The following is a 25351-nucleotide window of genomic DNA, read 5'->3' on the forward strand; positions in this document are numbered from 1 at the left end:
CGGGGCGCACCGCCCCCGGAACGGGCGCGCGGCGGTCAGATGAAGTTGAGCGCCGCGGCCGCGCCCACGCCCCCGAGCACCATGAACGCGGGCATCAGCACCTTGATCTCCACCCAGCTGCCGGCCCGGAAGCGCATGAACTTCGGGGGTCCGAGCGGGTACCAGCGCTTGCGGCCGAGCGGTATCGGCCACAGGATCGGGCAGCCCGAGACGGTGAGCGCGTCGCCGATGCAGTGGACGAGGGACCCGAGCACGATCGGCAGCCCCAGCCACAGGTACTCCTGCCCGGGCTCGGCGAACAGCCAGTCCGAACCGTTGCCCGGCTTGTCGAGCACCCCGGCCAGGATCCACGCGCTGGTCGCGCCGAGCAGCCAGACGAGGACGTCGCTGGACATGCGCGCGGCCCGCCACAGCAGGCCCTCGACGGCAAGCACGAGGTGGACGAAGAGAATCGCCAGGACCGCCCACCGGCCGCCGGTGATCGCCGCGAGAGAGGCTCCCCCGCCGGTCAGCACCGCCCAGAGCCAGGTATGGGTGAGGGTGCGGTGTCCGCCCGTCCTGCGCGGGTCGCCGGCTCCCTTGGTCGCCTTGTAGACGGCGTAGGAGAGTTTGTCGACGATCTCGCACACGCCCTTGGAGATCGGGCCGAAGGCTCGCGAGATCGTGGCGGACTTGTGGTCGAGGTCGGGGGCGAGCGCGGCGCCCGCGCAGATCAGTGCCCCCACGACGAGGACGGGCCAGGGCATCGTGTGGCCCGCGGCGGCGGCCGCGGCGCCCACCCCCAGCCAGGCCGCTGCCCCTGACAGAGAGTGTGCCGGTCCCATCATGGCTGTTTCCGCCCCCATCGTGATTCGGCCGTGCGGCACGGCCGGGCCGCCATTGCCTGTGCGCTGCGGCCGAGTTGAGTGGGCAGCGTATCGTCCGTGATCTTCGGGCGGTCCTCCGGTTCCCGCATCCGGGCACAAGGCAGGCAAGATGGGGGCGTGACCCTTATCGATCAGCTGCCCCCGACCGCCGACCCGGACGCCCTCTTCGAGGCCTTCTCGTCATGGACCGAATCGCAGGGCATCACCCTCTATCCGGCTCAGGAGGAGGCGCTGATCGAGGTGGTCTCCGGGGCGAATGTCATCCTTTCGACCCCCACCGGCTCCGGAAAGAGCCTGGTCGCGGCGGGTGCGCACTTCACCGCCCTGGCCCAGGACAAGGTCACGTTCTACACCGCGCCGATCAAGGCGCTGGTCTCGGAGAAGTTCTTCGACCTGTGCAAGATGTTCGGCACGGAGAACGTGGGCATGCTGACCGGCGACGCCTCGGTCAACGCCGACGCCCCGGTGATCTGCTGCACGGCCGAGGTGCTGGCCTCCATCGCGCTGCGTGACGGGAAGTACGCGGACGTCGGCCAGGTCGTGATGGACGAGTTCCACTTCTACGCGGAGCAGGACCGCGGCTGGGCCTGGCAGATCCCGATCCTGGAACTGCCGCAGGCCCAGTTCATCCTGATGTCGGCCACGCTCGGTGACGTCAAGATGTTCGAGGAGGATCTGACCCGCCGCACCGGCCGCCCCACCTCCGTGGTGCGCTCGGCGACGCGTCCGGTCCCGCTCAGTTACGAGTACCGGCTGACGCCGATCACCGAGACGCTCACCGAGCTCCTGGACACCCGGCAGTCGCCGGTCTACATCGTGCACTTCACCCAGGCGGCGGCCGTCGAGCGCGCACAGTCGCTGATGAGCATCAACATGTGCACGAAGGAGGAGAAGGAGAAGATCGCCGATCTGATCGGCAACTTCCGCTTCACCACCAAGTTCGGCCAGAACCTCTCCCGTTATGTGCGGCACGGCATCGGGGTGCACCACGCGGGCATGCTCCCCAAGTACCGCCGTCTGGTCGAGAAGCTCGCGCAGGCGGGCCTGCTGAAGGTGATCTGCGGAACGGACACGCTCGGCGTCGGCGTCAACGTCCCGATCCGTACGGTGCTGTTCACCGCCCTCACCAAGTACGACGGCACCCGGGTCCGTACGCTGCGCGCCCGCGAGTTCCACCAGATCGCCGGCCGCGCGGGCCGGGCCGGTTTCGACACGGCCGGCTTCGTGGTCGCGCAGGCGCCCGAGCACGTCATCGAGAACGAGAAGGCCGTCAAGAAGGCGGGCGACGACCCCAAGAAGAAGCGCAAGGTGGTCCGCAAGAAGGCCCCCGAGGGCTTCGTCGCCTGGTCCGAGACCACCTTCGACAAGCTCATCACCTCCGATCCCGAGCCGCTGACCTCCCGCTTCAGGGTCACGCACACGATGCTGCTCTCGGTGATCGCCCGCCCGGGCAACGCCTTCGAGGCGATGCGGCACCTGCTGGAGGACAACCACGAGCCGCGCCGGGCCCAGCTGCGGCACATCCGGCGGGCCATCGCCATCTACCGGTCGCTGCTCGACGGCGGTGTCGTGGAACAGCTCGACACCCCGGACGCCGAGGGCCGGATCGTGCGTCTCACCGTCGATCTCCAGCAGGACTTCGCGCTGAACCAGCCGCTGTCGACCTTCGCGCTGGCCGCGTTCGACCTGCTGGACGCCGAATCCCCCTCCTACGCCCTGGACATGGTCTCCGTCGTCGAGTCGACCCTGGACGACCCGCGGCAGATCCTCGCCGCCCAGCAGAACAAGGCGCGGGGAGAGGCCGTCGGGCAGATGAAGGCGGACGGCGTCGAGTACGAGGAGCGGATGGAGCGGCTCCAGGAGGTCACGTACCCGAAGCCGCTGAGCGAGCTGCTCTGGCACGCGTACGACGTCTACCGCACGAGCCACCCGTGGGTCGGCGACCATCCCGTGTCGCCCAAGTCGGTGATCCGGGACATGTACGAACGGGCCATGACGTTCACGGAGTTCACCTCGAACTACGAGCTGGCCCGTACCGAGGGCATCGTGCTGCGCTACCTGGCGAGTGCGTACAAGGCGCTCGAGCACACCATCCCGGACGACCTGAAGTCCGAGGACCTGGAGGATCTGATCGCCTGGCTCGGCGAGATGGTGCGTCAGGTGGACTCCAGCCTCCTGGACGAGTGGGAGCAGCTGGCGAACCCGGAGGTGGAGACCGCCGAGCAGGCGCAGGAGCGGGCCGACGAGGTCAAGCCGGTCACCGCCAACGCCCGCGCCTTCCGGGTCCTGGTGCGCAACGCGATGTTCCGCCGGGTGGAGCTGGCCGCCCTGGACCGGGTCCGCGACCTGGGCGAGCTCGACGCCGACTCGGGCTGGGACGAGGACGCCTGGGGCGAGGCGATGGACGGCTACTGGGAGGCGCACGAGGACCTGGGGACGGGTCCGGACGCGCGCGGCCCGAAGCTGCTGAAGATCGACGAGGATCTCGAGCACGGTCTGTGGCGGGTGTGGCAGGCCTTTGCCGACCCGGCGGGTGACCATGACTGGGGTATCCGTGCGGAGGTCGATCTGGCGGCCTCCGACGAGGAGGGCCGGGCGGTTGTCCGGGTCACGGCCGTGGGTCAGCTGTGACGGCGCACCTGCTTCGAGAGTGGAGACGAACCGCATGACGACGAACCCCGCCGAGCGCTTGGTCGATCTTCTCGACCTGGAGCGGATCGAGGTCAATATCTTCCGTGGCCGCAGCCCCGACGAGTCCCTGCAACGGGTCTTCGGCGGTCAGGTCGCGGGACAGGCCCTGGTCGCGGCCGGCCGCACCACGGACGGGGACCGTCCCGTCCACTCGCTGCACGCCTACTTCCTGCGGCCCGGGCGCCCGGGCGTGCCGATCGTGTACGACGTCGAGCGGGTGAGGGACGGCCGGTCCTTCACCACCCGGCGGGTCACGGCCGTCCAGCAGGGCCGGACGATCTTCAACCTGACGGCGTCCTTCCACCGCCCCGAGGAGGCGGGCTTCGAGCATCAGCTGCCGCCCGCCCGTACGGTGCCGGACCCCGACGACCTTCCGACGGTCGCCGACGAGGTGCGCGAGCACCTGGGCGGGCTGCCGGAGGCGCTGGAGCGGATGGCGCGGCGCCAGCCCTTCGACATCCGCTACGTCGACCGGCTGCGCTGGACGCAGGAGGAGATCAAGGACGCGGACCCGCGCAGCGCCGTGTGGATGCGCGCGGTGGGCCCGCTGGGCGACGACCCGCTCGTGCACACCTGTGCGCTGACGTACGCGAGCGACATGACGCTGCTGGACGCGGTCCGGATCCCGGTGGAGCCGCTGTGGGGTCCGCGCGGCTTCGACATGGCGTCGCTGGACCACGCCATGTGGTTCCACCGGCCGTTCCGGGCGGACGAGTGGTTCCTGTACGACCAGGAGTCGCCGATCGCCACGGGCGGCCGCGGACTGGCCAGGGGCCGGATCTACGACCGCCAGGGGCAGTTGCTCGTGTCGGTGGTCCAGGAGGGCCTGTTCCGCCGTCTCGACGGCGCGTAGCGCCCACTGCGGGTTCAGACGCCGGGCAGGGTGTCCTGCTCGACGTCGTGACGGCGGGTCCGGATGTCCGGGCCCGCCGGATGCAGTTTGGCGTCGCAGGCGGGACCGAGTCCGGTGCGGCGTGAGTCCGCGCCGGTGAGGGGGCGTCCGCACAGGGCGCAGCGCACCGTGCGTCGGCCCTCGGTCCGTTCGGCTTCGGGCTGCGGTCCGGGGAAGAGGTCGGGGAAGGGCTCGGGGGACTCCACGTACGGATCCTCTCAAGTCCGGGCGGCAGGCACGACCGGCGACCGTGCGGCCTGTCAGTCGCGGAGCCGGTCGAGTGCCTCGTCGAGGGTGCGGGCGGCCGAGATGAGGGACAGGTGGGTGAACGCCTGGGGGAAGTTGCCCAGCTGCTCGCCACTGGGGCCGATCTCCTCGGCGAAGAGGCCGACGTGGTTGGCGTAGGTGAGCATCTTCTCGAACGTGTAGCGGGCCATCCGCAGCCGCCCGGCGCGGGCCAGCGCGTCGACGTAGAGGAACGTGCAGAGGCTGAACGTTCCCTCGGAGCCGCGCAGGCCGTCCGGGGAAGCGGCCGGGTCGTAGCGGTAGACGAGGCTGTCGGAGACGAGGGTGTCGTTCATGGCGTCCAGCGTGGACAGCCAGCTGGGGTCCTTGGGTGCGAGGAAACCCACCCTGGGCATCAGGAGCAGCGAGGCGTCGAGCACGTCCCCCTCGTAGTGCTGGACGTACGCCTGTTCCTGTTCGCTCCAGCCCCGGGCCATGACCTGTTCGAGGATGGAGTCCCTGGCGCGGGTCCACCGGACGGTGTCGGCCGGTCTGCTGAACGCGGTCGCGAGCTTCAGTCCGCGGTCGAACGCGGCCCAGCACATCACCCGGCTGTAGGTGAAGTCCTTGCGTCCGCCGCGCGTTTCCCAGATGCCCTCGTCGGGGCGGTCCCAGGAGTCGGCGAGCCAGTCCAGGGTGCGGGCGACCTTCTTCCAGCCGCGGTAGCCCGACTGGATGCCGACCTCGTGCCCTTCGGAGAGTGCGTAGAGGGCCTCCCCGTAGATGTCGAGCTGCAACTGGTCGGAGGCGGCGTTGCCCAGGCGTACCGGATGGGAACCGCGGTAGCCCTCGAGGTGCCCGAGGATCTCCTCCTCCGGCAGGGGTTCCCCGTCGACGCGATACATCGTCTGCAGTGCCTCGCCGTCGATGTCGCCGTCCCCGAGGCGGGCGCCCAGCCAGCGGGTGAAAGAGGTCGCTTCCTCGACGAAACCCAGGTCCAGCAAGGCCCGCACCGACAGTGACCCGTCCCTGACCCAGGTGTACCGGTAGTCCCAGTTGCGTTCACCGCCGATCTGCTCGGGCAGGCCCATCGTGGCGGCGGCGACCGGTGCGCCGGTGGGGGCGTAGGTGAGGAGCTTCAGGGTGATGGCGGAACGGTGGACCATGTCCGACCAACGGCCCCGGTAGCGGGAGGTGCGCAGCCAGTTCTGCCAGAACTCGACGACCTCCCAGAGCTGCTCGTCGGTCTTCTCGACGGTGGGCGGCGGCGGTGCGGGTTCGTCGGCCCCGCAGGCGGTGAAGACGGCGACCGCCGTCTCGCCCACGCCCAGGGTCACCGTCCCGCGCACATCGTGGCCGTCGCGCTCCAGGGGAAAGCCTGCCTGTAGATGCCCGGTCATCCCCGCAGACCTGAACACCGCTCCCTCCGGGCCGAGTTCGAGCTCATGGGAGGCACGTCCGTAGTCGAACCGCGGCCTGCACTCCATCGAGAACCGTACGGTCCCCCGCACCGCGCGCACCTTCCGTACCAGGGTGTGCCGGCCGGTGGCGCCCCCGGAGGTGATCGGTGCCATCCAGTCGAGCACCTCGCCGACGCCGTCGGGGGACATGAAGCGGGTGACCAGGACAGCGGTGTCCGGGTAGTAGAGCTGTTTGCAGGAGCTCTCCGGGCCGTCGGGCGACAGCCGGAAGTAGCCGCCCCGGTCGTGGTCGAGCAGCGCGGCGAAGACGCTGGGGGAATCGAACCGGGGCGCGGCCAGCCAGTCGACGACGCCCTGCGAAGAGATCAGTGCGCAGGTCTGCAGGTCGCCCACCAGACCGTGAGTGGCTATGGGAGGGTATCGGTCCATGACCGTCCAATCTCCGGCATATCAGTATCTATGCCACTATCCGTCACCCGGCATCCGGCCGCCCGCCCTGCCTCGTGGAGGCACGGAATGGACATGATCCATGTCCGTGCGGTGAGCCCTCCGGACCGCACGGACCAGGTCGTGGAGCTCCTCGCCGGTGACCCCTACGTGCTGAACCTGATCGTGCAGCGCGGCGCCGCGCGCCACCCGGACGGTGACGCCTTCGCCTGCGACGTGCTGGCGGGGGCGGCGAACGAGGTGCTGCGGGGCCTGCGGGGACTTGAGATCGACGTGCGCGGTTCCGTCGTCATCGAGCCGGTGGACATGGCGTTCGCGGGGCGGGCCTCGGAGAAAGCGGTGCGCCGCCTGGGGGCACTGGCCAACGCCCCGGTCTGGGCCCAGGTGGAGGCGCGCATCAGGTCCGAGGGGAGGTACGCGCCGAGCTTCTACCTCTACCTGGTCATCGCGGGTCTCATCGGCTCGGTCGGCATCGTCACCAACTCCCAGATCCTGATCGTCGGGGCCATGGTCGTCGGCCCCGAGTACGGCGCCATCGTCGCCGTGGCGCTGGGCATCGACAGGGGCGACCGGACCATGATCCGCGCGGGGCTGGGCGCCCTGTCCACGGGCTTCCTCCTGACGATCGCGGTCACCTTCCTCTTCAGCCTCCTCATCCGCGGCTTCGGCCTTCAGTCGGAGGCCTTCGACCTGGGGCTCCGGCCGGTCTCCGACCTGATCAACACCCCCAACTTCTTCTCCTTCGCCGTCGCCGCCCTCGCCGCTGTCGTCGGCATCGTGTCGCTCACGGAAGCCCGCACTAGCGCCCTCCTCGGGGTGTTCATCTCGGTCACGACAATTCCGGCCGCCGCGGCCATCAGTGTGTCCACGGCCTTCGCCAGCTGGTCCGAGGCGCGGGGCTCCCTCATCCAGCTCCTGGTGAACATCGTGGTGCTCATCGTGGTGGGCGCGGGCGCACTCCGGTGTCAGCGCGCGATCTGGCGGAGGGTGGGCCGCCGGGCCAGGAAGCGCGGGCACGCCTGATGCCGCACGTCGGCCCCGGCCGCCGGATCGCACCGAGCGGCCGGAATCCGTCCGTCCGGGGATGATGGAGGGCAGGGCCGCCCGCATGGGCCCGCGCGCAGTCAGGAGGGCCGACATGCCCCAGGAACGCACCTCACCGCTCCGTGCCGTCCCGGGCGCGACACCGAAGGAACGGGCCGCGCTCGGCAAGGCAGCCCGCAAACGGGCCCCCCGGTCCAGCCATCAGGTGTACGAGCCACCGGAGGACCGGCCGGATCCGCTGGCCCTCCTGGAGGCCCAGTCGGCGGCCAGGGTGCAGGAGCTCGTCCCGATCCGCTACGGGCGGATGACGGAGTCGCCCTTCCGCTTCTACCGGGGCGCCGCGGCGGTCATGGCCTCCGACCTCGCCGGGACGCCCGCCTCGGGAATCAGGGCGCAGCTGTGCGGTGACGCCCACATGATGAACTTCAGGCTGCTGGCCTCCCCGGAGCGCCATCTGCTGTTCGACATCAACGACTTCGACGAGACGTTGCCGGGCCCCTGGGAGTGGGACATCAAGCGGCTGGCGGCCAGCCTCGTCATCGCAGGGCGCGCCAACGGCTTCTCGGACAAGGAGCGGGCCCACATCGTCCGGGCCACCGTTCGGTCGTACCGGGAGTCGATGATCCGGTTCGCGGGCATGCGTAATCTCGATGTCTGGTACACGCAGACCGACGAGGGCCGCCTCAAGGCCTTGGCCGCCGACCGACTGGCCTCCCGGGGCCGCAAGCGCGTGGCCAGAGTGACGGCGAAGGCCCGCACCCGGGACAGCATGCAGGCTTTCGACAAGCTCACCGAGGTGGCCGGCGGACGGCTCCGGTTCGCTGCGGATCCGCCCCTGATCGTGCCGGTCATGGACTTGCTGCCCGACGGGGAACGCAGCGCGACGGAGAAGCAGTTCCGGACCCTTCTGCGGCGGTACGGGCGCAGCCTTCCTTCGGACCGGCGGGCCCTGCTCGCCGACTTCCGGCCCGTGGACATGGCCCGAAAGGTCGTGGGCGTGGGGAGCGTGGGGACCCGCTGCTGGATCATCCTCCTGCTGGGCAGGGACGGCGGGGATCCGCTCGTCCTCCAGGCGAAGGAGGCCGACTCCTCGGTGCTCGCGCCGCACGCCGGGGCGAGCGCGTACCGGAATCAGGGCGAGCGGGTGGTGGCCGGCCAGCGCCTGATGCAGGCTGCCGGCGACATCTTCCTGGGCTGGGAGCGGGTGGACGGGTTCGACGGGAAGCGGCGGGACTTCTACGTACGCCAGTTGCGCGACTGGAAGGGCGTCGTCGAACCGGAGCTGATGGTGCCGCGCGGAATGGCCGCTTTCGGGGAGTTGTGCGGGACGACGCTGGCCCGTGCGCACGCACGGTCCGGTGACCGGATCGCCATCGCGGCCTACCTGGGCCACGGCACGGCGTTCGACCGGGCGCTCCAGACGTTCGCCGAGCGGTACGCCGACCAGAACGAGCGGGACCACCGGGCACTGGTCGATGCGGTGGCCACGGGCCGCCTTCCCGCGGCCGGGGCGGGCGCGACGTAGCGAGCCCCGGATTCACTACACCTCAACAGCGGGTACATCGCGGGCATAGCGGGACATCGTGGTATCACGTGGGGAGCCCGGCAGGGCAGGACGAGCCGACCGGGACCCGAAACCGAGGAGACCATGACCATGTCGGCCGAACCGGTCGGACCCCCCGGCACGGAGTCCCCGGATCCGCGCGCGGTGATCCGCACCCGGAGTTACGCAGTACTTCTGGTCATGGTGGCGGCCCTCGGAGTCCCCATCTCCGCCGTGGCGTTCGGGTTTCTGGCACTCGTCCACGAGCTCCAGAACCTGACCTACAAGGATCTGCCCCACGCGCTGGGCTTCGACGGCACGCCGTCGTGGTGGCCGGTCCCGTTGCTCGCCGTTGCCGGCCTGCTGACGGGACTGAGCATCCGTTACCTCCCGGGAACGAGCGGACACAAGCCGGCCGAGGGGCTGGTGAACACGGGGGCACCGACGGCCGCGGAACTTCCGGGGGTCGCGCTCGCCGCCATCGCATCCCTCTCGCTCGGTGCGGTCCTGGGACCCGAGGCCCCTCTCATCGCCATCGGCGGCGGGCTGGCCGTCTGCGCGGTACGCCTGCTGAAACCGGGCATCAAGCCGAGCGCGAGCGCCATGGTGGCGGCCGCGGGCAGCTTCGCCGCCATCAGCGCCCTCCTGGGATCCCCGCTCGCCGGCGCGTTCCTTCTGATGGAGGCGTCCGGTCTCGCCGGGATGATGCTCGGCCTCGTGCTCGTGCCGGGGCTGCTCGCCTCGGGCATCGGGGCGCTCATCTTCGTCGGGCTGGGATCGTGGACCGGGCTGGGGACGTACTCCCTCGCCCTCCCGAACGTGCCGCACACGCCCACGCCCACCGTCGCCGAGTTCGGCTGGGCCATCGCCCTCGGAGTCGCGGCCGCCGTCGCGGGGACGGGCATCAGAAGGCTCTCCCTGGCCCTTCAGGAGTGGGTCGATCGACGGAGGGTGATCGCCACCGTGGGCATGGGCGTGGCCGTCGGCGTACTCGCGCTCCTGTACGCCGAGAGCACGGGAGGGGACGCGTCCGAGGTGCTGTACTCGGGCCAGAACGCCCTCGGCGGTCTGCTCGCCGAGGACGCCGCGTATTCGGTCGGAACGCTCCTGGTGCTGATCACCTGCAAAGCGCTCGCGTACGCCTTGTCGTTGAGCAGCTTCAGAGGTGGCCCGATCTTCCCGTCGATGTTCCTGGGGGCGGCAGGCGGGCTGGCGCTGTCGCACCTGCCCGGCCTGAACGCCACCTCGGGTTTCGCGATGGGAATCGGGGCGATGTGCGTGGCGATGCTCAAGCTGCCGATGACATCGGTGCTGCTCGCCACGCTGCTGCTGGGATCCGAGGGCATCACGGTCATGCCGCTCGTGATCGTCTCCGTCGTGGTCTCCTACGTCCTCGTGCTCAGGCTCGAGCCTTCTGCTGCCCCGAACACAGCGCCCAGATGATGAGGACGTTGATCGCGATGAGCACGATCGACCAGAACGGGTAGTAGGGGAGCCACAGGAAGTTGGCGATGGCCAGGAGTCCGGCCAGCACCACGCCCACCGCGCGCGCCCAGAGCGCTCCGGTGAACAGGGCGCAGCCGGCGAGAACGACCACGATGCCCAGGATGAGGTGCACCCAGCCCCAGCCGGTCAGGCTGAACTTGAACACGTAGTTGCTCGTGGAGACGAAGAGATCGTCCTTGGCTATGGCCGCGATCCCCTCGAAGATGGCCATGGCCCCGCCGAAGATCATCATCACTGCGGCGAACACCGTCCAGCCGGACGGAACCGTTTTGTGCGCGTCCGGGACGTCATGGTCCGTTCGCGCTCCACTCGTACTTCCAGCCATGTCGGTCTCCTTGGTTCTACAGCCGATGTGCGGTGCGGGGCGCGCCCCACATATGGCTTATGTCGCATTTATCAGCCTGACACACCATCACCCGATCGGCACGTAGACCGCCTGCCGCACATCTCTGCTCAGAGATATAATCCCGCATATGAGAGAACAAGGTGCGCCGGAATCCGTCGACGCCCGGCTCGCGACCCGGCTGGGCCTGCTCCGCACCGAACGCGGCTGGTCGCTGGACGAGCTGTCCCGCCGCGCCGGTGTGAGCCGCTCGACGCTGTCACGACTGGAGCGCGGCGAGCTGAGTCCCACCACCACCGTGCTCGGACAGCTGTGCACGGTGTACGAGCGGACCATGTCGCGGCTGCTGATGGAAGTGGAGGCGGAGCCGCCGGGGCTCGTGCCCGCCGCCCAGCAGCCGGTGTGGCGGGACGAACACGCCGGATTCGTACGCCGTTCCGTGTCGCCGCCGCACGCCGGGCTGCGTGCCGAGGTCATCGAGGGCACGCTCGCAGCGGGCTCCGTCGTCACGTACGAGAATCCGCCCGTGCCCGGTGTGGAGCAGCACATCTGGGTACTCGAGGGCACGGTCGAGATCACCGTCGGAGGCACGGCGCACACCGTCGGCCCCGGCGACTGCCTGCGCTTCCGTCTGCACGGCCCTTCCCGGTTCCACTGCCCCGGCCCCGACCGGGTCCGCTATGCCCTGATGATCGTCCTGCCGTGAATGTGAAAGGACTTGTTCCATGACCGAGATCGTCTCCGTGTCCGGCCCCGAACTGGTCACGTACGCCGACGAGTTGGCTGCCCTGCTGGTCGAGACCGTGGACGGTGGATCCTCGGTGGGCTTCCTGGCGCCGCTGGACCGGGGGGCTGCCGCCAACTGGTGGCGGGAGCGGGCGGCCTCCGTCGAGACGGGCTGCCATCAGGTGTGGATCGCCCGTGACGGGGAACGGGTGGCCGGCACCATCGGGCTGGTCAGGCCCGCGCTGCCCAACGCCGGGCACCGCGCGGAGGTCGCCAAGCTGATGGTGCGGCCCTCCTCCCGCGGCCGGGGGGTCGGTCGCTCCCTGCTCGAGGCGGTCGAGCGGTCGGCCGCCGCCGAAGGGCTTTCCCTGCTCATCCTCGACACCGAGACCGGCAGTCCCGCCGAACGGCTCTACCGCTCGGCGGGCTGGACGGAGTGCGGGTCGATCCCGCGGTACGCACAGGACCCCGCCGGCACCCTGCGGGCGACCACCTTCTACTACAAGGCGGTCGGCCCCGCGAATCCCCTGGCGTCACAATGAACAGCGACGCCACGCTATCGAGGAGATATCCCATGACCCTGCACGACATCCCGCTGAACACCCTCACCGGCGAGCCGACCACGCTGGGGGCCTACGAGGGCTCCGCGGTCCTGCTGGTGAACGTCGCCTCCAAGTGCGGCCTCACCCCGCAGTACGCCGGCCTGGAGCGGCTCCAGAAGGAGTACGGCGACCGCGGGTTCACCGTCCTCGGCGTGCCCTGCAACCAGTTCGCGGGCCAGGAGCCGGGTACGGCGGAGGAGATCCAGACGTTCTGCTCGACGACGTACGGGGTCAGCTTCCCGCTCCTGGCGAAGATCGACGTCAACGGCGAGGACCGGCACCCGCTCTACACGGAGCTCACGAAGCTCGCGGACGCCGAGGGCGCGGCCGGTGACGTCCAGTGGAACTTCGAGAAGTTCCTGATCTCCCCGGCCGGTGAGCCGGTCGCCCGGATCCGCCCCCGTACCGAGCCGGATGCACCCGAGGTCATCGCTGCGATCGAGGCGAGCCTGCCGCAGAAGTAGAACGGCTCGCGGGGCCGGACCGTTGCCCGGTCCGGCCCCGCGGTACGTCGAGGAGTGGCGCTAGCGGATCGGCATCCCCGACAGGGTGCGGGCGATCACCAGGCGCTGGATCTCGCTCGTGCCCTCGAAGATGGTGTAGATCGCGGCGTCACGGTGCATGCGCTCCACCGGGTACTCACGGGTGAAGCCGTTGCCGCCGAGGATCTGGACGGCCTGGGCGGTCACCGACTTCGCCGTCTCGCTCGCGTAGAGCTTCGACATCGAGCCCTCGGCAGAGGTGAACGGCTTGCCGGCGCTCGCCATCCAGGAGGCGCGCCAGACCAGCAGCCGGGCGGCGTCGATCTGCGTACGCATGTCCGCCAGCTGGAAGGCGATGCCCTGGTTGTCGATGATGGGGCGGCCGAACTGGGTCCGGGTCTTGGCGTAGTCGAGGGCGACCTCGTACGCGGCGCGGGCGGTGCCGACCGCCATGGCGCCGACGGCCGGGCGGGACGCCTCGAAGGTGGCCATCGCGGCGTTCTTGACGCGCTCCCCGCCGGACTTGGCACGCTCACGGGCCCGGGCGAGGCGCTCGTCCAGCTTCTCCTTGCCGCCGAGCAGGCAGTGCCCGGGGACACGGGCGTCCTCGAGGACCACTTCGGCCGTGTGCGAGGCGCGGATGCCGTGCTTCTTGAACTTCTGTCCCTGGGAGAGGCCCGGGGTGGCGGGCGGGACGATGAACGAGGCGTGGCCCTTCGATCCCAGCTCCGGGTCGACGACCGCGACGACGACGTGGACGTTGGCGATGCCGCCGTTGGTCGCCCAGGTCTTGGTGCCGTTGAGGATCCACTCGTCCTTGGCCTCGTCGTACACCGCGCGGGTACGCATCGAGCCGACGTCGGAGCCGGCGTCCGGCTCGGAGGAGCAGAAGGCGGCGACCTTCACATCGTTCGCGTCGCCGTACATCTGCGGGATCCAGGTGCCGATCTGCTCCTCGGTGCCGTTGGCGAGGACGCCGACGGCCGCCAGGCCCGTACCGACGATCGACAGGGCGATGCCCGCGTCGCCCCAGAAGAGTTCCTCCATAGCCACGGGGATGCCGAGACCCGTAGGGTCGAAGAACTGCTGGGCGTAGAAGTCGAGGGAGTAGATGCCGACCTTGGCCGCCTCCTGAATGACGGGCCAGGGCGTTTCCTCACGCTCGTCCCACTCCGAAGCGGCCGGGCGGATCACATCCGCGGCGAAGCCGTGAAGCCAGTCACGGACCTGCTTCTGGTCGTCGTTGAGATCGAGCGTGAACTCGGCCATGTTCCCTCCATGCGCTTCCGTAAAATGAAAAACATGCGTTACTCGCGGTAACAACAGTCTGTTACCAGCAAGTAGCCACTGTCAACCGGTCACACGCGGATCCGCGCGCGGCGGGGCATGGTGTTACGTTGCCCGGGCGTCAAGAGATCGCAGGACGGCTGGCCGGGGCGGGGAGATACGACATGGAGACCACACGAGGGGCCGAGCGACAGCGGACGGCGGCCGAGCGCCGCCGCCGGGAGCTGCTCGAAGCGGCGGACCGAGTGGTGCTCAGGGACGGGCCGAAAGCGTCGATGAACGCGATCGCGGCGGAGGCCGGGATCACCAAGCCCATCCTCTACCGTCACTTCGGCGACAAGGGCGGCCTCTACCGCGCCCTCGGCAAACGCCACACGGACGCACTGCTGAGCGCCCTGCGAGCCGCGCTCGACGCCCCCTCCGAGCGGCGCGAACGGGTCGAGGCGACCCTGGACACCTATCTCGCGGCGATCGAGGCCCGCCCCCAGGTCTACCGCTTCCTGATGCACCCGTCCGACGACGCGGCACCCTCCCCCGAGCAGGGCTTCGACGTGGGCCGGCACTCCGCCCCGCTGCTGCGCCGCCTCGGCGAGGAGCTCGGCAAGGTGATCGCCGAACGGGTCGACCTCGGCCCGGACAGCGAACAGATGGCCCGCATCTGGGGCCACGGCATCGTCGGCATGATGCACGCGGCCGGGGACTGGTGGCTCGGCGACCGCCCCTGCTCGCGCGAACAGCTGGTACGCAGCCTCGCCGACCTGCTCTGGGGCAGGCTGGCCGAGGCCGGCGACCTGCCGGGCGGCCAGGGTTTCTGAACCGCCCCCCGCCTCCGGAGTCAGTCCGTACGCCCCCACGGCGCCCGCCGGGCCGCGCGCAGCGCCCTGGCGCGGCGCAGTCCGGTCAGCCGGTCGGTGTAGACCCGGCCGTCCAGGTGGTCGCACTCGTGCTGAAGACAGCGGGCGAACCAGCCGGTGCCGGTGACCCGCACCGGCTCGCCCGTCATGGACCTGCCCTCGACCACCGCATGGTCGAAGCGCTGGGTACCGGCTTCGAGGCCGGGAAGTGAAAGGCACCCCTCCGGCCCGCGTACGGTGATGCCGTCCGCCTCGACGAGTACCGGATTGACGAAATGTCCCAGATGTCGGACTTCGTCGTCGTCCGGGCAGTCGTAGACGAACACCTTCAACGGGACGCCGATCTGGTTCGCGGCGAGCCCGACCCCCTGCGCCGCGTACATGGTGGCGTACATGTCCTCGACCAGCCGGGCGAGCGAGGGCCCGAAGTCGGTGACGTCCTCGCACGGACTGTGGAGCACCGGGTCGCCGAGCAGACTCAGGGCACGAACGAGTCCGGAACTGCCGGGGATCGGGCGGTTTCGCATGGGGAGAAGCGTACGTTCCACGTGACCTCCACGTTCCCCGTGGTGCCGAGGTGCGGTCGACGCGCCGGACATCGATAGGCTGGGCGCGGACTGATGCAAGGAGGATCTAGGACGATGGCAGGCAACACGGAGCCGTTGTCGCCGCGGGCCAAGCTCGCCGTGACGGCGGGCAAGGCCGCGGCGGCGGTGTCGCGCGCTGCGGGGCGTGGCAGCGGATCGGTGATCGGCGGCCGGGTGGCGCTCAAGCTCGACCCCGACCTGCTGGGGCGGCTGGCGCAGCACTTGGACGTGATCCTCGTGTCCGCGACGAACGGCAAGACGACCACCACCCGGCTGATCGCCGAGGCGCTCCGGGCCGCTGGGCCCGTCGTGTCGAACGCGCTCGGCGCCAACATGCCCGCGGGAATCACCTCCGCGCTGGCCGGCGGATCGGACGCGAAGTACGGCGTGATCGAGGTCGACGAGAAGTATCTCGCCGGCGTCGCACGCGATACGACGCCGAAGGTGATCGCGCTGCTCAACCTCTCCCGCGACCAGCTGGACCGTGCCGCGGAGACCCGGATGCTGGCCGAGAAGTGGCGTGAGGGCCTCTCCGGCTCGAAGGCCGTGATCGTCGCCAACGCGGACGACCCGCTGATCGTCTGGGCGGCGTCCTCCTCCCCCAACGTGGTGTGGGTCGCGGCCGGACAGGCGTGGAAGGACGACGCCTGGTCCTGCCCGTCCTGCGGCGGTGTGATGCAGCGCCCCGGCGACGACTGGTTCTGCGGCGAGTGCGGCTTCCGCCGTCCCGCCCCCAGCTGGGCGCTCAACGGCGACTACGTCCTGGACCCGCACGGTTCCGCGTGGCCGATCCATCTGCAGCTGCCGGGCCGGGCCAACAAGGCGAACGCCACCAGTTCGGCCGCGGTCGCCGCGGTCTTCGGTGTGCCGCCGCAGGTCGCCCTGGAGCGGATGTACCAGGTGCAGGCTGTCGCGGGCCGCTACGACGTCGTCACCTTCCTCGGCCGCGAGCTGCGGCTCCTGCTGGCGAAGAACCCGGCGGGCTGGCTCGAGACGTTCTCCCTGATCGACCCCCCGCCCACCCCGGTGATCCTCTCCGTGAACGCCCGAGGCGCGGACGGTACGGACACCTCGTGGCTGTGGGACGTCGACTACACCCAGCTGTACGGCCACCCGATCTTCGTGCTCGGTGACCGCAAGCTGGACCTCGCGGTGCGGCTCGAGGTCGCCGGACTGGACTTCCGTGTCTGCGAGACCCTGGACGAGGCCGTCCAGATGGCTCCGCCCGGCCGCATCGAAGTCATCGCCAACTACACCGCCTTCCAGGACCTGCGCCGTCGTGTCGGCAACTGACCCCGGCGCCGGCCACCCCCGGAGAGGACGAAGCATGAGCAACAACAGCCTGCGGCTGGTGTGGGTCTACCCCGACCTCCTCAGCACCTACGGCGATCAGGGCAACGCCCTCGTGGTGGAGCGCCGGGCACGGCAGCGCGGTCTCGACGTGTCGCGTGTCGACGTGCGCAGCGACCAGCCCATCCCCACCTCGGGCGACATCTATCTGATCGGCGGCGGTGAGGACCGTCCGCAGCGTCTTGCCGCGGAGCGGCTGCGCCGTGACGGCGGGCTGAGCAGGGCCGCGTCCAACGGCGCGATCATCTTCTCGGTCTGCGCGGGCTACCAGATCCTCGGGCACGAGTTCATCAACGACCTCGGCGAGCGCGAGCCCGGCCTCGGGCTGCTCGATGTGGTCTCCACGCGCGGCGAGGGCGCCCGGTGCGTCGGCGACGTGCTCGGTGACATCGATCCGAACCTGGGGCTCCCGCCGCTGACCGGATTCGAGAACCACCAGGGCATCACCCACCTCGGCCCGACGGCCCGGCCGTTCGCCCGCACCCGGATCGGGCGGGGCAACGGCACGGGCGACGGCACCGAGGGCGCGTACAACGACACGGTCTTCGGCACGTACATGCACGGCCCCGTGCTGGCACGCAATCCGCTGATCGCGGACCACCTGCTGAAGCTGGCCCTCGATGTGAACGCGCTGCCGCCGTGCGACGACCGCTGGTACGAGGCACTCCGCTCCGAGCGGATCGCCGCGGCGACGCAGCCTGCCTGACTCCTCCCGGCCGTCGCGGTCTCCCCTGCGGGCACGCCCTGTTGACAGGCTGCCCGTAGCTGTGGGGTTTCGTGTACGGCCGGTGGACGTCCAGCAGGCGGACGGTGGGTTCGGTCCCGCCACCTTGCGCCGGTAGGGTGGCGGGGATCCAACCGGACGACGTGGTCCGGTCGTCGGCCCACGTTGCAAAGGTTTCCCGGGCAATGCGAATTGGTGTGCTCACCTCCGGCGGCGACTGCCCCGGCCTGAACGCCGTCATCCGTTCCGTCGTGCACCGCGCGGTGGTAGATCACGGCGACGAGGTCATCGGCTTCCACGACGGCTGGAAGGGCCTCCTCGAGTGCGATTACCGCAAGCTCGACCTCGATGCGGTCGGCGGTATCCTCGCCCGCGGCGGCACGATCCTCGGCTCCTCCAGGGTCCAGCCGGCCCACCTGCGTGACGGGGTGGAGCGGGCCAAGGGCCATGTCGCCGACCTCGGCCTCGACGCGATCATCCCCATCGGCGGCGAAGGCACGCTGAAGGCGGCCAACCTGCTCTCCGAGGCGGGGCTGCCCATCGTCGGTGTGCCGAAGACCATCGACAACGACATCGCCTCCACCGATGTGACCTTCGGTTTCGACACGGCTGTCGGCGTCGCGACCGAGGCTCTCGACCGGCTGAAGACCACGGCCGAGTCGCACCAGCGGGTGCTCATCGTCGAGGTCATGGGGCGGCACACCGGCTGGATCGCGCTGCACTCCGGCATGGCGGCCGGCGCGCACGCCATCGTGGTGCCCGAGCGGCCCTTCGACATCGACGAGCTGACCGCGCTCGTCGGGCAGCGTTTCTCGGCCGGCAAGAAGTTCGCGATCGTCGTCGTCGCCGAGGGTGCGAAGCCGCGCGCGGGCTCCATGGAGTTCAACCAGGGCACCAAGGACATCTACGGGCACGAGCGTTTCGCCGGTGTGGCGACGCAGCTCTCCATCGAGCTGGAGCAGCGCCTCCAGAAGGAGGCCCGCCCGGTGATCCTCGGCCACGTCCAGCGCGGCGGGACCCCGACCGCGTACGACCGCGTCCTCGCCACCCGCTTCGGCTGGCACGCGGTGGAGGCGGCCCACCGCGGTGAGTTCGGCATGATGACGGCGCTGCGCGGCACGGACATCACGATGGTCCCGCTGGCGGCGGCCGTGGAGACCCTGAAGACGGTCCCCGCCGAGCGCTACGCCGAGGCCCAGTGCGTGCTCTGACCGACACATAGGTCCACGAACCGCCCCCGCCCGCAACCGCGGCCGGGGGCGGTTCTAGTCTGGACCGGACAACCGGCACGAATCGGGGACGCCCCGGCGGGAGTGAACAGATGGATCACAGCGGGCACGGCATGAACATGGATCTGCCGCCGTTCACGCTGGGACGCGGGCTCGAGTTCTCCGCGGACCCGTTCTTCCTTGTCGGTTCCGTCGCCGCGCTGGCTCTCTACGGGTACGCGGTGCTGCGGCTGCGCAGGCGCGGCGACGCCTGGCCGGTCAACCGGATCGTCTTCTTCGTCGTCGGCGTGCTGTCCATCGCTCTGGTGATGTGCACCAAGCTCAACGACTACGGCATGGTCATGTTCAGCGTGCACATGGTGCAGCACATGGTGATCAGCATGCTGTCGCCGATTCTCCTGCTGCTGGGCGCCCCGGTGACACTGGCGCTGCGGGCGCTTCCGGTCGCGGGCCGGGACCGCACCGGGCCGCGTGAACTGCTGCTCATGCTGCTGCACAGCCGCTACATGAAGATCGTCACGCATCCGGTGTTCACGATCCCGCTCTTCATCGCCAGCCTGTACGCGCTCTACTTCACCCCGCTGTTCGACTTCCTGATGGGGTCGAAGCCCGGCCATCTGGCGATGATGGTGCACTTCCTCGGCGTCGGCCTGGTGTTCTTCTGGCCGATCATGGGCGTGGACCCCGGGCCGCACCGGCCGGGCTATCTGATGCGGATGCTGGAGCTCTTCGCGGGCATGCCGTTCCACGCGTTCTTCGGTATCGCCCTGATGATGGCGAGCGGGCCGATGGTGGAGACGTACAAGACGCCTCCGGCGTCCCTCGGCATCGATCCGCTGAGCGATCAGAACTGGGCGGGCGGCATCGCCTGGGCGTTCAGCGAGATCCCGTCGGTGCTGGTTCTGATCGCGCTGGTCTTCCAGTGGTACCGCTCCGAGCAGCGGACGGCCAAGCGTGTGGACCGGGCAGCCGACCGGGACGGCGATCGCGAGCTGAACGCGTACAACGCCTATCTCGCCTCATTGCAGGCCCGCGGACAGTAGCGGCAGGCACGCCTGTGGGGTGACCATGGCTTCAACGGCCGTGCGGCCGATGAGGAGCGTGCGCTCATGTCCGGATCCACGAAGACCATGGGAGTGCTTACCGTCGGGGCGCTGGTTGCGGTGACGGCGTACACGGTGGCGCTGGGGAGCAACGGCTGGCTCTGGTTCGGCTGGGTGGTCCTGGGGCTGGCCACCCTGGGGATGGTGGCCACCCGCGACACCTGAGTCCGTCCGCGTCGCCCAGGGCAACCGGTGCGGTGCCGCTATGACCGGGAGGGCCTGGCCGCAGGCGATCACACACGCCGATCGGCGATGTGCGAGGTTGTCTCCTGTGACCTGGCTGAACACGGTCACCAGCCCGATCCAGAGTGGGAGAGACCTTGTTCTATTACGTCCTGAAATATGTCGTGCTCGGACCACTGCTCCGGCTGGGGTTCCGGCCCCGTATCGAAGGACTGGAGCACATCCCTGCCGAAGGTGCGGCCATCGTCGCGGGCAATCATCTGTCCTTCTCCGACCATTTCCTGATGCCCGCGATCATCAAGCGGCGCATCACGTTCCTCGCGAAGGCCGAGTACTTCACCGGCCCCGGCATCAAGGGCAAGCTCACCGCGGCCTTCTTCCACAGCATCGGGCAGATTCCGGTGGACCGGTCGGGCAAGGAGGCCGGTCAGGCGGCGATCCGCGAGGGGCTGGGGGTGCTGAGCAAGGGTGAGCTGCTGGGGATCTATCCGGAGGGCACCCGCTCGCACGACGGGCGCCTGTACAAGGGCAAGGTCGGGGTCGCCGTGATGGCGATCAGGGCAGGCGTCCCGGTCGTCCCGTGCGCGATGGTCGGTACGTTCGAGATCCAGCCGCCCGGGAAGGTCGTGCCGCGGATCAAGCGGGTCACGATCCGCTTCGGAGAGCCCCTGGAGTTCTCCCGCTACGCCGGGCTGGAGGACCAGAAGGCGGCGATCCGCGCGGTCACCGACGAGATCATGTACGCCATCCTGGGCCTCTCCGGGCAGGAGTACGTCGATGAGTACGCGGTCAAGGTGAAGGCCGCGCAGGCCGAGCAGTCCAGAAAGTTCCCGCGGCGGCAACGCTGAGCGTGGAGTCTGCTCCTGGCAGATCGCCCTGGCCCGGCGTTGTGGCGCCCCGTAGCGTTTCCCGTATGAGCAGAGGACGAGCGTTCGTACTGGGCGCGACGGGGCAGGTCGGCCGGGCCGCGGTGCGCGCCCTGGCCGAGGACGGCTGGGACGTGACGGCGGGGTCCCGCGGGGGCGGCCGTGACGGCACGTGGGGGTCGGACGTCCGCAGCGTGTCGCTCGACCGTGAGGACGAGGGGGCGCTGGCCGCCGCGCTCGGCGACGGCTGCGACGTCCTGGTCGACATGGTGGCGTTCGACGGCGCCCACGCCCGGCAGCTGACCGGGCTCGCCGGCCGTATCGGCTCGGCCGTCGTCATCTCCAGCGGCGCGGTGTACGAGGACGACAGGGGGCGCGGCTTCGACACCCAGGGCGAGCCCGACGGCGCCCCTCGCTATCCGCTGCCGATCCCGGAGACACAGCGCACGGTGGCCCCCGGCGACACGACCTACGCGACACGGAAGATCCAGCTGGAGCAGGAGCTGCTCGCGGCGGGCGGCGACCTTCCGGTGACGCTGCTGCGGGCGGGCGCGATACACGGGGAGTACTGCCGCACGCCGCGCGAGCTGTACTTCGTCAAGCGTCTGCTCGACGGACGCGGACGGCGGGTGCTCGCGTACGACGGGATGTGCCGCTTCCACCCGGTCCATGTGTCCAACCTTGCCGAGCTGATACGTCTGGCGGCTCTGCGGCCGGCTTCGCGGGTGCTCAACGCCGGGGATCCGCAGGCGCCGACCGTCTCCGAGATCGCCGCGGCCATCGACGACGTGCTCGGTCGGAAGACCGAGACGGTCCTGGTGGCGGGCGCCCCACCCGAGGGTCACGTCGGCGAGACGCCATGGACCAGCGCCCATCCGATCGTCTACGACATGGCGTCCGCCCGGCATGAGCTCGGCTATGTGCCGGTGACGGACTATGCGCAATCGCTTCCGGGAACCGTCGAGTGGCTCGCGTCCGAGCTGCACGGACGGGAGTGGACGGATGCCTTCCCGAAGATGGCGCGGAACTACGGCGAGGCCCTCTTCGACTACGCGGCGGAGGACGCCTGGCTGGAGGGGTACGACCGCAGGCCCTGAGCCAGGTCGGCGGAACGGGCGGCCGGTTGGTACTCCGGCCGCCCGCTCGCTCACTTCAGATGACGCTCACGGCTTCGGTGTGGCGTGCGGGGTGCACGTCACATCACGCGGGTCGGTCTTCCCGGTGAGCAGGTAGGTGTCCACCCGCTCGTTGATGCAGGGGTTGACCAGGCCGGTGACGCCGTGCGAGCCGGCGTCCTTCTCGGTGATGAGGCGCGAGCCCTTGAAGCGCTGGTGCAGTTCGACGGCGCCCTCGTACGGAGTGGCGGCGTCACGCGTGGACTGCACGATCAGCACGGGCGGCAGGCCCTTGCCGGTCCTGACGTCCAGCGGGGTCTGCTGCTTCGCCGACCAGGTCGCGCAGGGCAGGTTCATCCAGGCGTTCGCCCAGGTCATGAACGGGTTGTCCTTGTGCAGCCTGGTGTTGTCACGGTCCCACTTCGACCAGCTGGTGGGCCACTTGGCGTCCGCGCACTCGACCGCCGTGTACACGGCGTTGCTGTTCTCCGAGGAGGCGTTGCCCTTGGTGTCCGACAGGTCGGGGGCCGCGGCGTCGATCAGCGCCTGGGTGTCGCCGCCCAGGTAGTCGCTCCAGACCTGGGCGGTGGGTGCCCAGGCGGAGTCGTAGTACGGCGCACCCTGGAAGAACCCGATGAGCTCGGCGGGGCCGACGACGCCGCCGATCGGGTCCTTCTTGGCGGCCGCGCGCAGCTTCAGCCACGCCTGCTCGACCTTCTCGGGTGTGTCGCCGATGTGGTAGACGGCGTCGTTCTTGGCGACCCACGCCTTCCAGTCCTCCCAGCGCACCTGGAAGGCGACGTCCTGGTTGAGGTTGGCCTCGTACCAGATGTTGTCCTTCGAAGGATCGACCACGCTGTCGACGATCATGCGGCGCACGTGGTCCGGGAAGAGCGTGCCGTAGACCGCGCCCAGGTAGGTGCCGTAGGAGACGCCCAGGAAGTTGAGCTTCTTCTCACCGAGCGCGGCGCGGATGACATCCAGGTCGCGTGCGGTGTTGAGCGTGGTCATGTGCGGCAGCATGTCGCCGCTGCGTTCGGCGCAGCCGTCCGCGTACTCGGCGGCGAGCTTGCGCTGCGCGCGCTTGTCGGCCTCGCTGTCGGGTACGGGGTCCGCCTTCGGGGCCTTCACGAACTCCTGCGGGTCGATGCAGGAGATCGGCGCCGAGTGGCCGACACCGCGCGGGTCGAAGCCGACGAAGTCGTATGCCTTCGCCGCCTTCGCCCAGAGCGGGTTCTTGGTGACGATGCGCCTCGGGAACGCCATACCGGAGCCGCCGGGGCCACCGGGGTTGTAGAGGAGCGCGCCCTGGCGCTCGTCCTTCGTGCCCGTGCTCACGTGCCGGTCGACGGCGAGCTTGATCTGCTTGCCGTTCGGCTTGGCGTAGTCGACCGGCACGGTCACCCATCCGCACTGGATGGGTGTGGCGAGCGCCCAGTCGGCCGGACAGTCCGTCCAGTCGATGCCGGCTCTCGCCGCTCGGGCCGCGGCGACCTGGACGCCGCGTGCCTCGGAACCGCCGTGGTGGCGGCCGTCGGCACTGGCTGCCGGTGCGGCTATCGCCCCCGCTATGAGCGTGCCCGCGATCAGAGTGCCGGCCGAGCCGAGCACTGCTGTGCGTCTCAAGTGGAACCTCCCCCTGTGTGATGCGCCCGCTGGTGGCGCAGGTGTTCGTATGTCCAGCGGATCCTTTCGTCTGTGGGGTTGCTGCGAACAGGGCGTACGCATGTTTCTTTACCGAACCAATAACCGGTGACCCCGTCCCGCTGAGCGGACTCAGGCCCCGTGGAAGGCCTTGAGTCCGTCCAACAGCCCGGCGAGCGCCTCGTCCAGAACCGTGCGCAGCAGCCGGGCGTCGGCGGCGAGCGCGGTCACCAGGACGGCGGGGCCGGCCAGCGGGGCGAGCGCGGCGGTGGGGCCCAGGAGCCGGGGTTCGGGCAGGGCGTCCTCGAACGCGGGGTGGACGACGAGTAGTTGTCCCACGGCCCGGTGACCCCCCAGGACCGCCGCCCCGTCCCATCCGCCGGGTGCCCCGGGCCCATACCCCAGCTGTTGGTCGAGCAGCGGACGGCCGGCCCGGCGGACCGTCAGGCGGGTGGTGAGGCTGCCGGTGACCTCGCCGTGCCGTCCCAGGATCTGTTCCTCGCGCAGCACCAGACGTGCGGTGGCGGCGAGTTCGACCCGGGTGCTCTGATCGAGCTCGCTGCCGTACGCGGAGATGAGCTGCTCCGGGAGCCAGCGGAGTTCCGCGCCCTCCCCCACGCTCAGCCGCAGGTCGTACGAGGCGCGGCCCGCGTCCGGACGGGCGCCGGGGAGCGCCACGGTGGCCGCGGCGGAGTCCACCGCCAGCCGTGCGCCGTCCTCGGCCCGCGCCTCGATGGCGAGACGGTCGCCGCCGAGGGGCGCGCTCATCGCTCCGACCACGGTGACGCGGGCGCGTCCGGGCTCCGGTGATCTGGTGCGGCGCAGGGCCAGCGGCCCCGCGCTCTCCAGCACGGGGAGCGCGGTGGAACCGCGCCCGTCGGGGACCGCGGTGACGCGAGCGGTGGCCTCGATGCTCATGCGGTCCAGGCCGCGAGCTGTGCCCGCACCCAGTCCGCGACGGGCGCCACGCCCTCGGCGGAGGTCAGGGAGGTGAACACGACGGGGAGTTCACCGCGCTGTTCGGCGGCGTCGCGGGCCATGCGGCCCAGGTCGGACCCGACGTACGGGGCGAGATCCGTCTTGTTGATGACGAGGAGGTCGGCGGTGGTGACCCCGGGGCCACCCTTGCGCGGGATGTCGTCGCCCCCCGCCACATCGATCACGAAGACCTGTGCGTCGACGAGTCCCTTGGAGAAGGTGGCGGTGAGGTTGTCGCCCCCGGATTCGACGAGGATCAGGTCGAGCGGCCCCACGGAGTCCTCCAGGTCCTCGACGGCTTCGAGGTTGGCGGAGATGTCGTCGCGGATCGCGGTGTGCGGGCAGGCGCCGGTCTCGACGGCCTGGATGCGCTCGGGCGGCAGCACGGCGTTGCGCAGGAGGAAGGCGGCGTCCTCGCGGGTGTAGATGTCGTTGGTGACGACGGCGATCGACAGCCGGTCGCGCAGGGCGCGGCACAAAGCGGCGACCGTCGCGGTCTTCCCGGAGCCGACAGGTCCGCCGAGGCCGATGCGCAGGGCGCGCCGGGTGCCGTCGGGGCGTGCGGCGTCGGCGCTGACGGCTGCGGGGCCGCTGTGGGTGTGGTCGAGGTGCATGGGGGTGACTCCTGGTGGTGGCAGGTGTG

The 25351-nt window shown here is 70.1% G+C and carries 25 protein-coding genes; 16 read left to right on the forward strand and 9 right to left on the reverse strand.

Going from position 1 to position 25351, the window contains the following annotated elements; genetic code table 11:
- Nucleotides 1-35 precede the first annotated feature (35 nt).
- A complete protein-coding gene (locus ACFQ6X_RS04385; protein ID WP_383175702.1) occupies nt 36-827 on the reverse strand; it encodes a metal-dependent hydrolase in 792 nt (263 codons plus the stop codon).
- 156 nt (nt 828-983) lie between these two features.
- Here ACFQ6X_RS04385 and ACFQ6X_RS04390 point away from each other — a divergent pair, with 156 nt between their 5' ends.
- Both ACFQ6X_RS04390 and ACFQ6X_RS04395 read left to right on the forward strand, forming a co-directional pair.
- Nucleotides 984-3497 (forward strand): DEAD/DEAH box helicase, encoded by a 2514-nt coding sequence (locus tag ACFQ6X_RS04390; protein WP_383175705.1) that lies wholly within the window; start codon nt 984-986, stop codon nt 3495-3497.
- Nucleotides 3498-3531: 34 nt separating this feature from the next.
- Nucleotides 3532-4410, forward strand: coding sequence for an acyl-CoA thioesterase (locus ACFQ6X_RS04395; RefSeq protein WP_383175708.1), 879 nt, complete (start codon nt 3532-3534; stop codon nt 4408-4410).
- A gap of 14 nt (nt 4411-4424) precedes the next feature.
- On the opposite strand, the gene ACFQ6X_RS04400 is transcribed toward ACFQ6X_RS04395, so the two are convergent.
- Both ACFQ6X_RS04400 and ACFQ6X_RS04405 read right to left on the reverse strand, forming a co-directional pair.
- A complete protein-coding gene (locus ACFQ6X_RS04400) occupies nt 4425-4655 on the reverse strand; it encodes a DUF6011 domain-containing protein (protein ID WP_383175712.1) in 231 nt (76 codons plus the stop codon).
- A 54-nt stretch (nt 4656-4709) separates the two neighbouring features.
- Nucleotides 4710-6524, reverse strand: a complete 1815-nt coding sequence (locus ACFQ6X_RS04405; RefSeq protein WP_383175715.1) for a glycoside hydrolase family 15 protein — start codon at nt 6522-6524, stop codon at nt 4710-4712.
- Between the two features lie 87 nt (nt 6525-6611).
- On the opposite strand from ACFQ6X_RS04405, the gene ACFQ6X_RS04410 reads away from it, so the two are divergent.
- The 3 genes from ACFQ6X_RS04410 (at nt 6612) to ACFQ6X_RS04420 (ending at nt 10572) form a co-directional block, all read left to right on the forward strand.
- Nucleotides 6612-7565: a DUF389 domain-containing protein gene (locus tag ACFQ6X_RS04410; RefSeq protein ID WP_383175718.1), complete on the forward strand. Its 954-nt coding sequence runs from the start codon at nt 6612-6614 to the stop codon at nt 7563-7565.
- A gap of 115 nt (nt 7566-7680) precedes the next feature.
- Nucleotides 7681-9111 (forward strand): DUF2252 domain-containing protein, encoded by a 1431-nt coding sequence (locus tag ACFQ6X_RS04415; RefSeq protein WP_383175721.1) that lies wholly within the window; start codon nt 7681-7683, stop codon nt 9109-9111.
- 129 nt (nt 9112-9240) lie between these two features.
- The gene (locus ACFQ6X_RS04420) at nt 9241-10572 is read left to right on the forward strand and encodes a chloride channel protein (RefSeq protein WP_383175724.1); all 1332 of its coding nucleotides are present in this window, start codon (nt 9241-9243) and stop codon (nt 10570-10572) included.
- On the opposite strand, the gene ACFQ6X_RS04425 is transcribed toward ACFQ6X_RS04420, so the two are convergent.
- On the reverse strand, nt 10529-10960 hold the full coding sequence (locus ACFQ6X_RS04425; RefSeq protein ID WP_383175727.1) for a hypothetical protein: 432 nt from the start codon (nt 10958-10960) through the stop codon (nt 10529-10531). The genes ACFQ6X_RS04420 and ACFQ6X_RS04425 overlap by 44 nt on opposite strands.
- A 148-nt stretch (nt 10961-11108) precedes the next feature.
- On the opposite strand from ACFQ6X_RS04425, the gene ACFQ6X_RS04430 reads away from it, so the two are divergent.
- From ACFQ6X_RS04430 to ACFQ6X_RS04440, 3 genes are read left to right on the forward strand one after another with little or no spacing between them, the layout of a single operon-like run.
- Nucleotides 11109-11684, forward strand: coding sequence for a helix-turn-helix domain-containing protein (locus tag ACFQ6X_RS04430; RefSeq protein WP_383175730.1), 576 nt, complete (start codon nt 11109-11111; stop codon nt 11682-11684).
- A 19-nt stretch (nt 11685-11703) separates the two neighbouring features.
- Nucleotides 11704-12246, forward strand: coding sequence for a GNAT family N-acetyltransferase (locus tag ACFQ6X_RS04435; protein ID WP_383175733.1), 543 nt, complete (start codon nt 11704-11706; stop codon nt 12244-12246).
- A 32-nt stretch (nt 12247-12278) separates the two neighbouring features.
- Nucleotides 12279-12770: a glutathione peroxidase gene (locus ACFQ6X_RS04440; RefSeq protein WP_383175736.1), complete on the forward strand. Its 492-nt coding sequence runs from the start codon at nt 12279-12281 to the stop codon at nt 12768-12770.
- A gap of 60 nt (nt 12771-12830) precedes the next feature.
- On the opposite strand, the gene ACFQ6X_RS04445 is transcribed toward ACFQ6X_RS04440, so the two are convergent.
- Complete coding sequence (locus ACFQ6X_RS04445; protein WP_329213478.1) at nt 12831-14057, reverse strand: acyl-CoA dehydrogenase family protein; 1227 nt, start codon at nt 14055-14057, stop codon at nt 12831-12833.
- Between the two features lie 182 nt (nt 14058-14239).
- Here ACFQ6X_RS04445 and ACFQ6X_RS04450 point away from each other — a divergent pair, with 182 nt between their 5' ends.
- Nucleotides 14240-14890: a TetR family transcriptional regulator gene (locus ACFQ6X_RS04450; protein WP_383175739.1), complete on the forward strand. Its 651-nt coding sequence runs from the start codon at nt 14240-14242 to the stop codon at nt 14888-14890.
- Between the two features lie 20 nt (nt 14891-14910).
- On the opposite strand, the gene def is transcribed toward ACFQ6X_RS04450, so the two are convergent.
- Nucleotides 14911-15456, reverse strand: a complete 546-nt coding sequence (def, locus tag ACFQ6X_RS04455) for a peptide deformylase (RefSeq protein ID WP_383175742.1) — start codon at nt 15454-15456, stop codon at nt 14911-14913.
- Between the two features lie 114 nt (nt 15457-15570).
- Between def and ACFQ6X_RS04460 the strand changes: the two genes are divergently transcribed.
- The 7 genes from ACFQ6X_RS04460 to ACFQ6X_RS04490 all read left to right on the forward strand — a co-directional run bounded on the left by ACFQ6X_RS04460 (nt 15571) and on the right by ACFQ6X_RS04490 (nt 22068).
- On the forward strand, nt 15571-16809 hold the full coding sequence (locus ACFQ6X_RS04460) for a MurT ligase domain-containing protein (RefSeq protein ID WP_329213472.1): 1239 nt from the start codon (nt 15571-15573) through the stop codon (nt 16807-16809).
- Between the two features lie 34 nt (nt 16810-16843).
- The gene (locus ACFQ6X_RS04465; protein ID WP_351178879.1) at nt 16844-17572 is read left to right on the forward strand and encodes a glutamine amidotransferase; all 729 of its coding nucleotides are present in this window, start codon (nt 16844-16846) and stop codon (nt 17570-17572) included.
- Between the two features lie 203 nt (nt 17573-17775).
- A complete protein-coding gene (locus ACFQ6X_RS04470; protein ID WP_383175746.1) occupies nt 17776-18801 on the forward strand; it encodes a 6-phosphofructokinase in 1026 nt (341 codons plus the stop codon).
- Between the two features lie 110 nt (nt 18802-18911).
- On the forward strand, nt 18912-19862 hold the full coding sequence (locus ACFQ6X_RS04475) for a cytochrome c oxidase assembly protein (protein ID WP_383175749.1): 951 nt from the start codon (nt 18912-18914) through the stop codon (nt 19860-19862).
- 66 nt (nt 19863-19928) lie between these two features.
- Nucleotides 19929-20087, forward strand: coding sequence for a hypothetical protein (locus ACFQ6X_RS04480; protein WP_329213465.1), 159 nt, complete (start codon nt 19929-19931; stop codon nt 20085-20087).
- A 155-nt stretch (nt 20088-20242) separates the two neighbouring features.
- A complete protein-coding gene (locus ACFQ6X_RS04485) occupies nt 20243-20953 on the forward strand; it encodes a lysophospholipid acyltransferase family protein (protein WP_383175752.1) in 711 nt (236 codons plus the stop codon).
- 65 nt (nt 20954-21018) lie between these two features.
- Complete coding sequence (locus tag ACFQ6X_RS04490) at nt 21019-22068, forward strand: NAD-dependent epimerase/dehydratase family protein (protein ID WP_383175755.1); 1050 nt, start codon at nt 21019-21021, stop codon at nt 22066-22068.
- 66 nt (nt 22069-22134) lie between these two features.
- Here the strand turns inward: ACFQ6X_RS04490 and ACFQ6X_RS04495 are convergent, their stop codons facing one another.
- The 3 genes from ACFQ6X_RS04495 to ureG form a co-directional block, all read right to left on the reverse strand.
- A complete protein-coding gene (locus ACFQ6X_RS04495; RefSeq protein ID WP_383175758.1) occupies nt 22135-23712 on the reverse strand; it encodes an alpha/beta hydrolase in 1578 nt (525 codons plus the stop codon).
- Nucleotides 23713-23862: 150 nt separating this feature from the next.
- Nucleotides 23863-24648: an urease accessory protein UreD gene (locus tag ACFQ6X_RS04500; RefSeq protein ID WP_383175761.1), complete on the reverse strand. Its 786-nt coding sequence runs from the start codon at nt 24646-24648 to the stop codon at nt 23863-23865.
- A complete protein-coding gene (gene ureG, locus ACFQ6X_RS04505) occupies nt 24645-25322 on the reverse strand; it encodes an urease accessory protein UreG (protein ID WP_383175764.1) in 678 nt (225 codons plus the stop codon). Before ureG ends, ACFQ6X_RS04500 begins: the two co-directional genes overlap by 4 nt.
- Between the last annotated feature and the right edge of the window lie 29 nt (nt 25323-25351).

This window comes from Streptomyces sp. NPDC056452 (genome assembly GCF_042796085.1).
GTDB lineage: Bacteria > Actinomycetota > Actinomycetes > Streptomycetales > Streptomycetaceae > Streptomyces.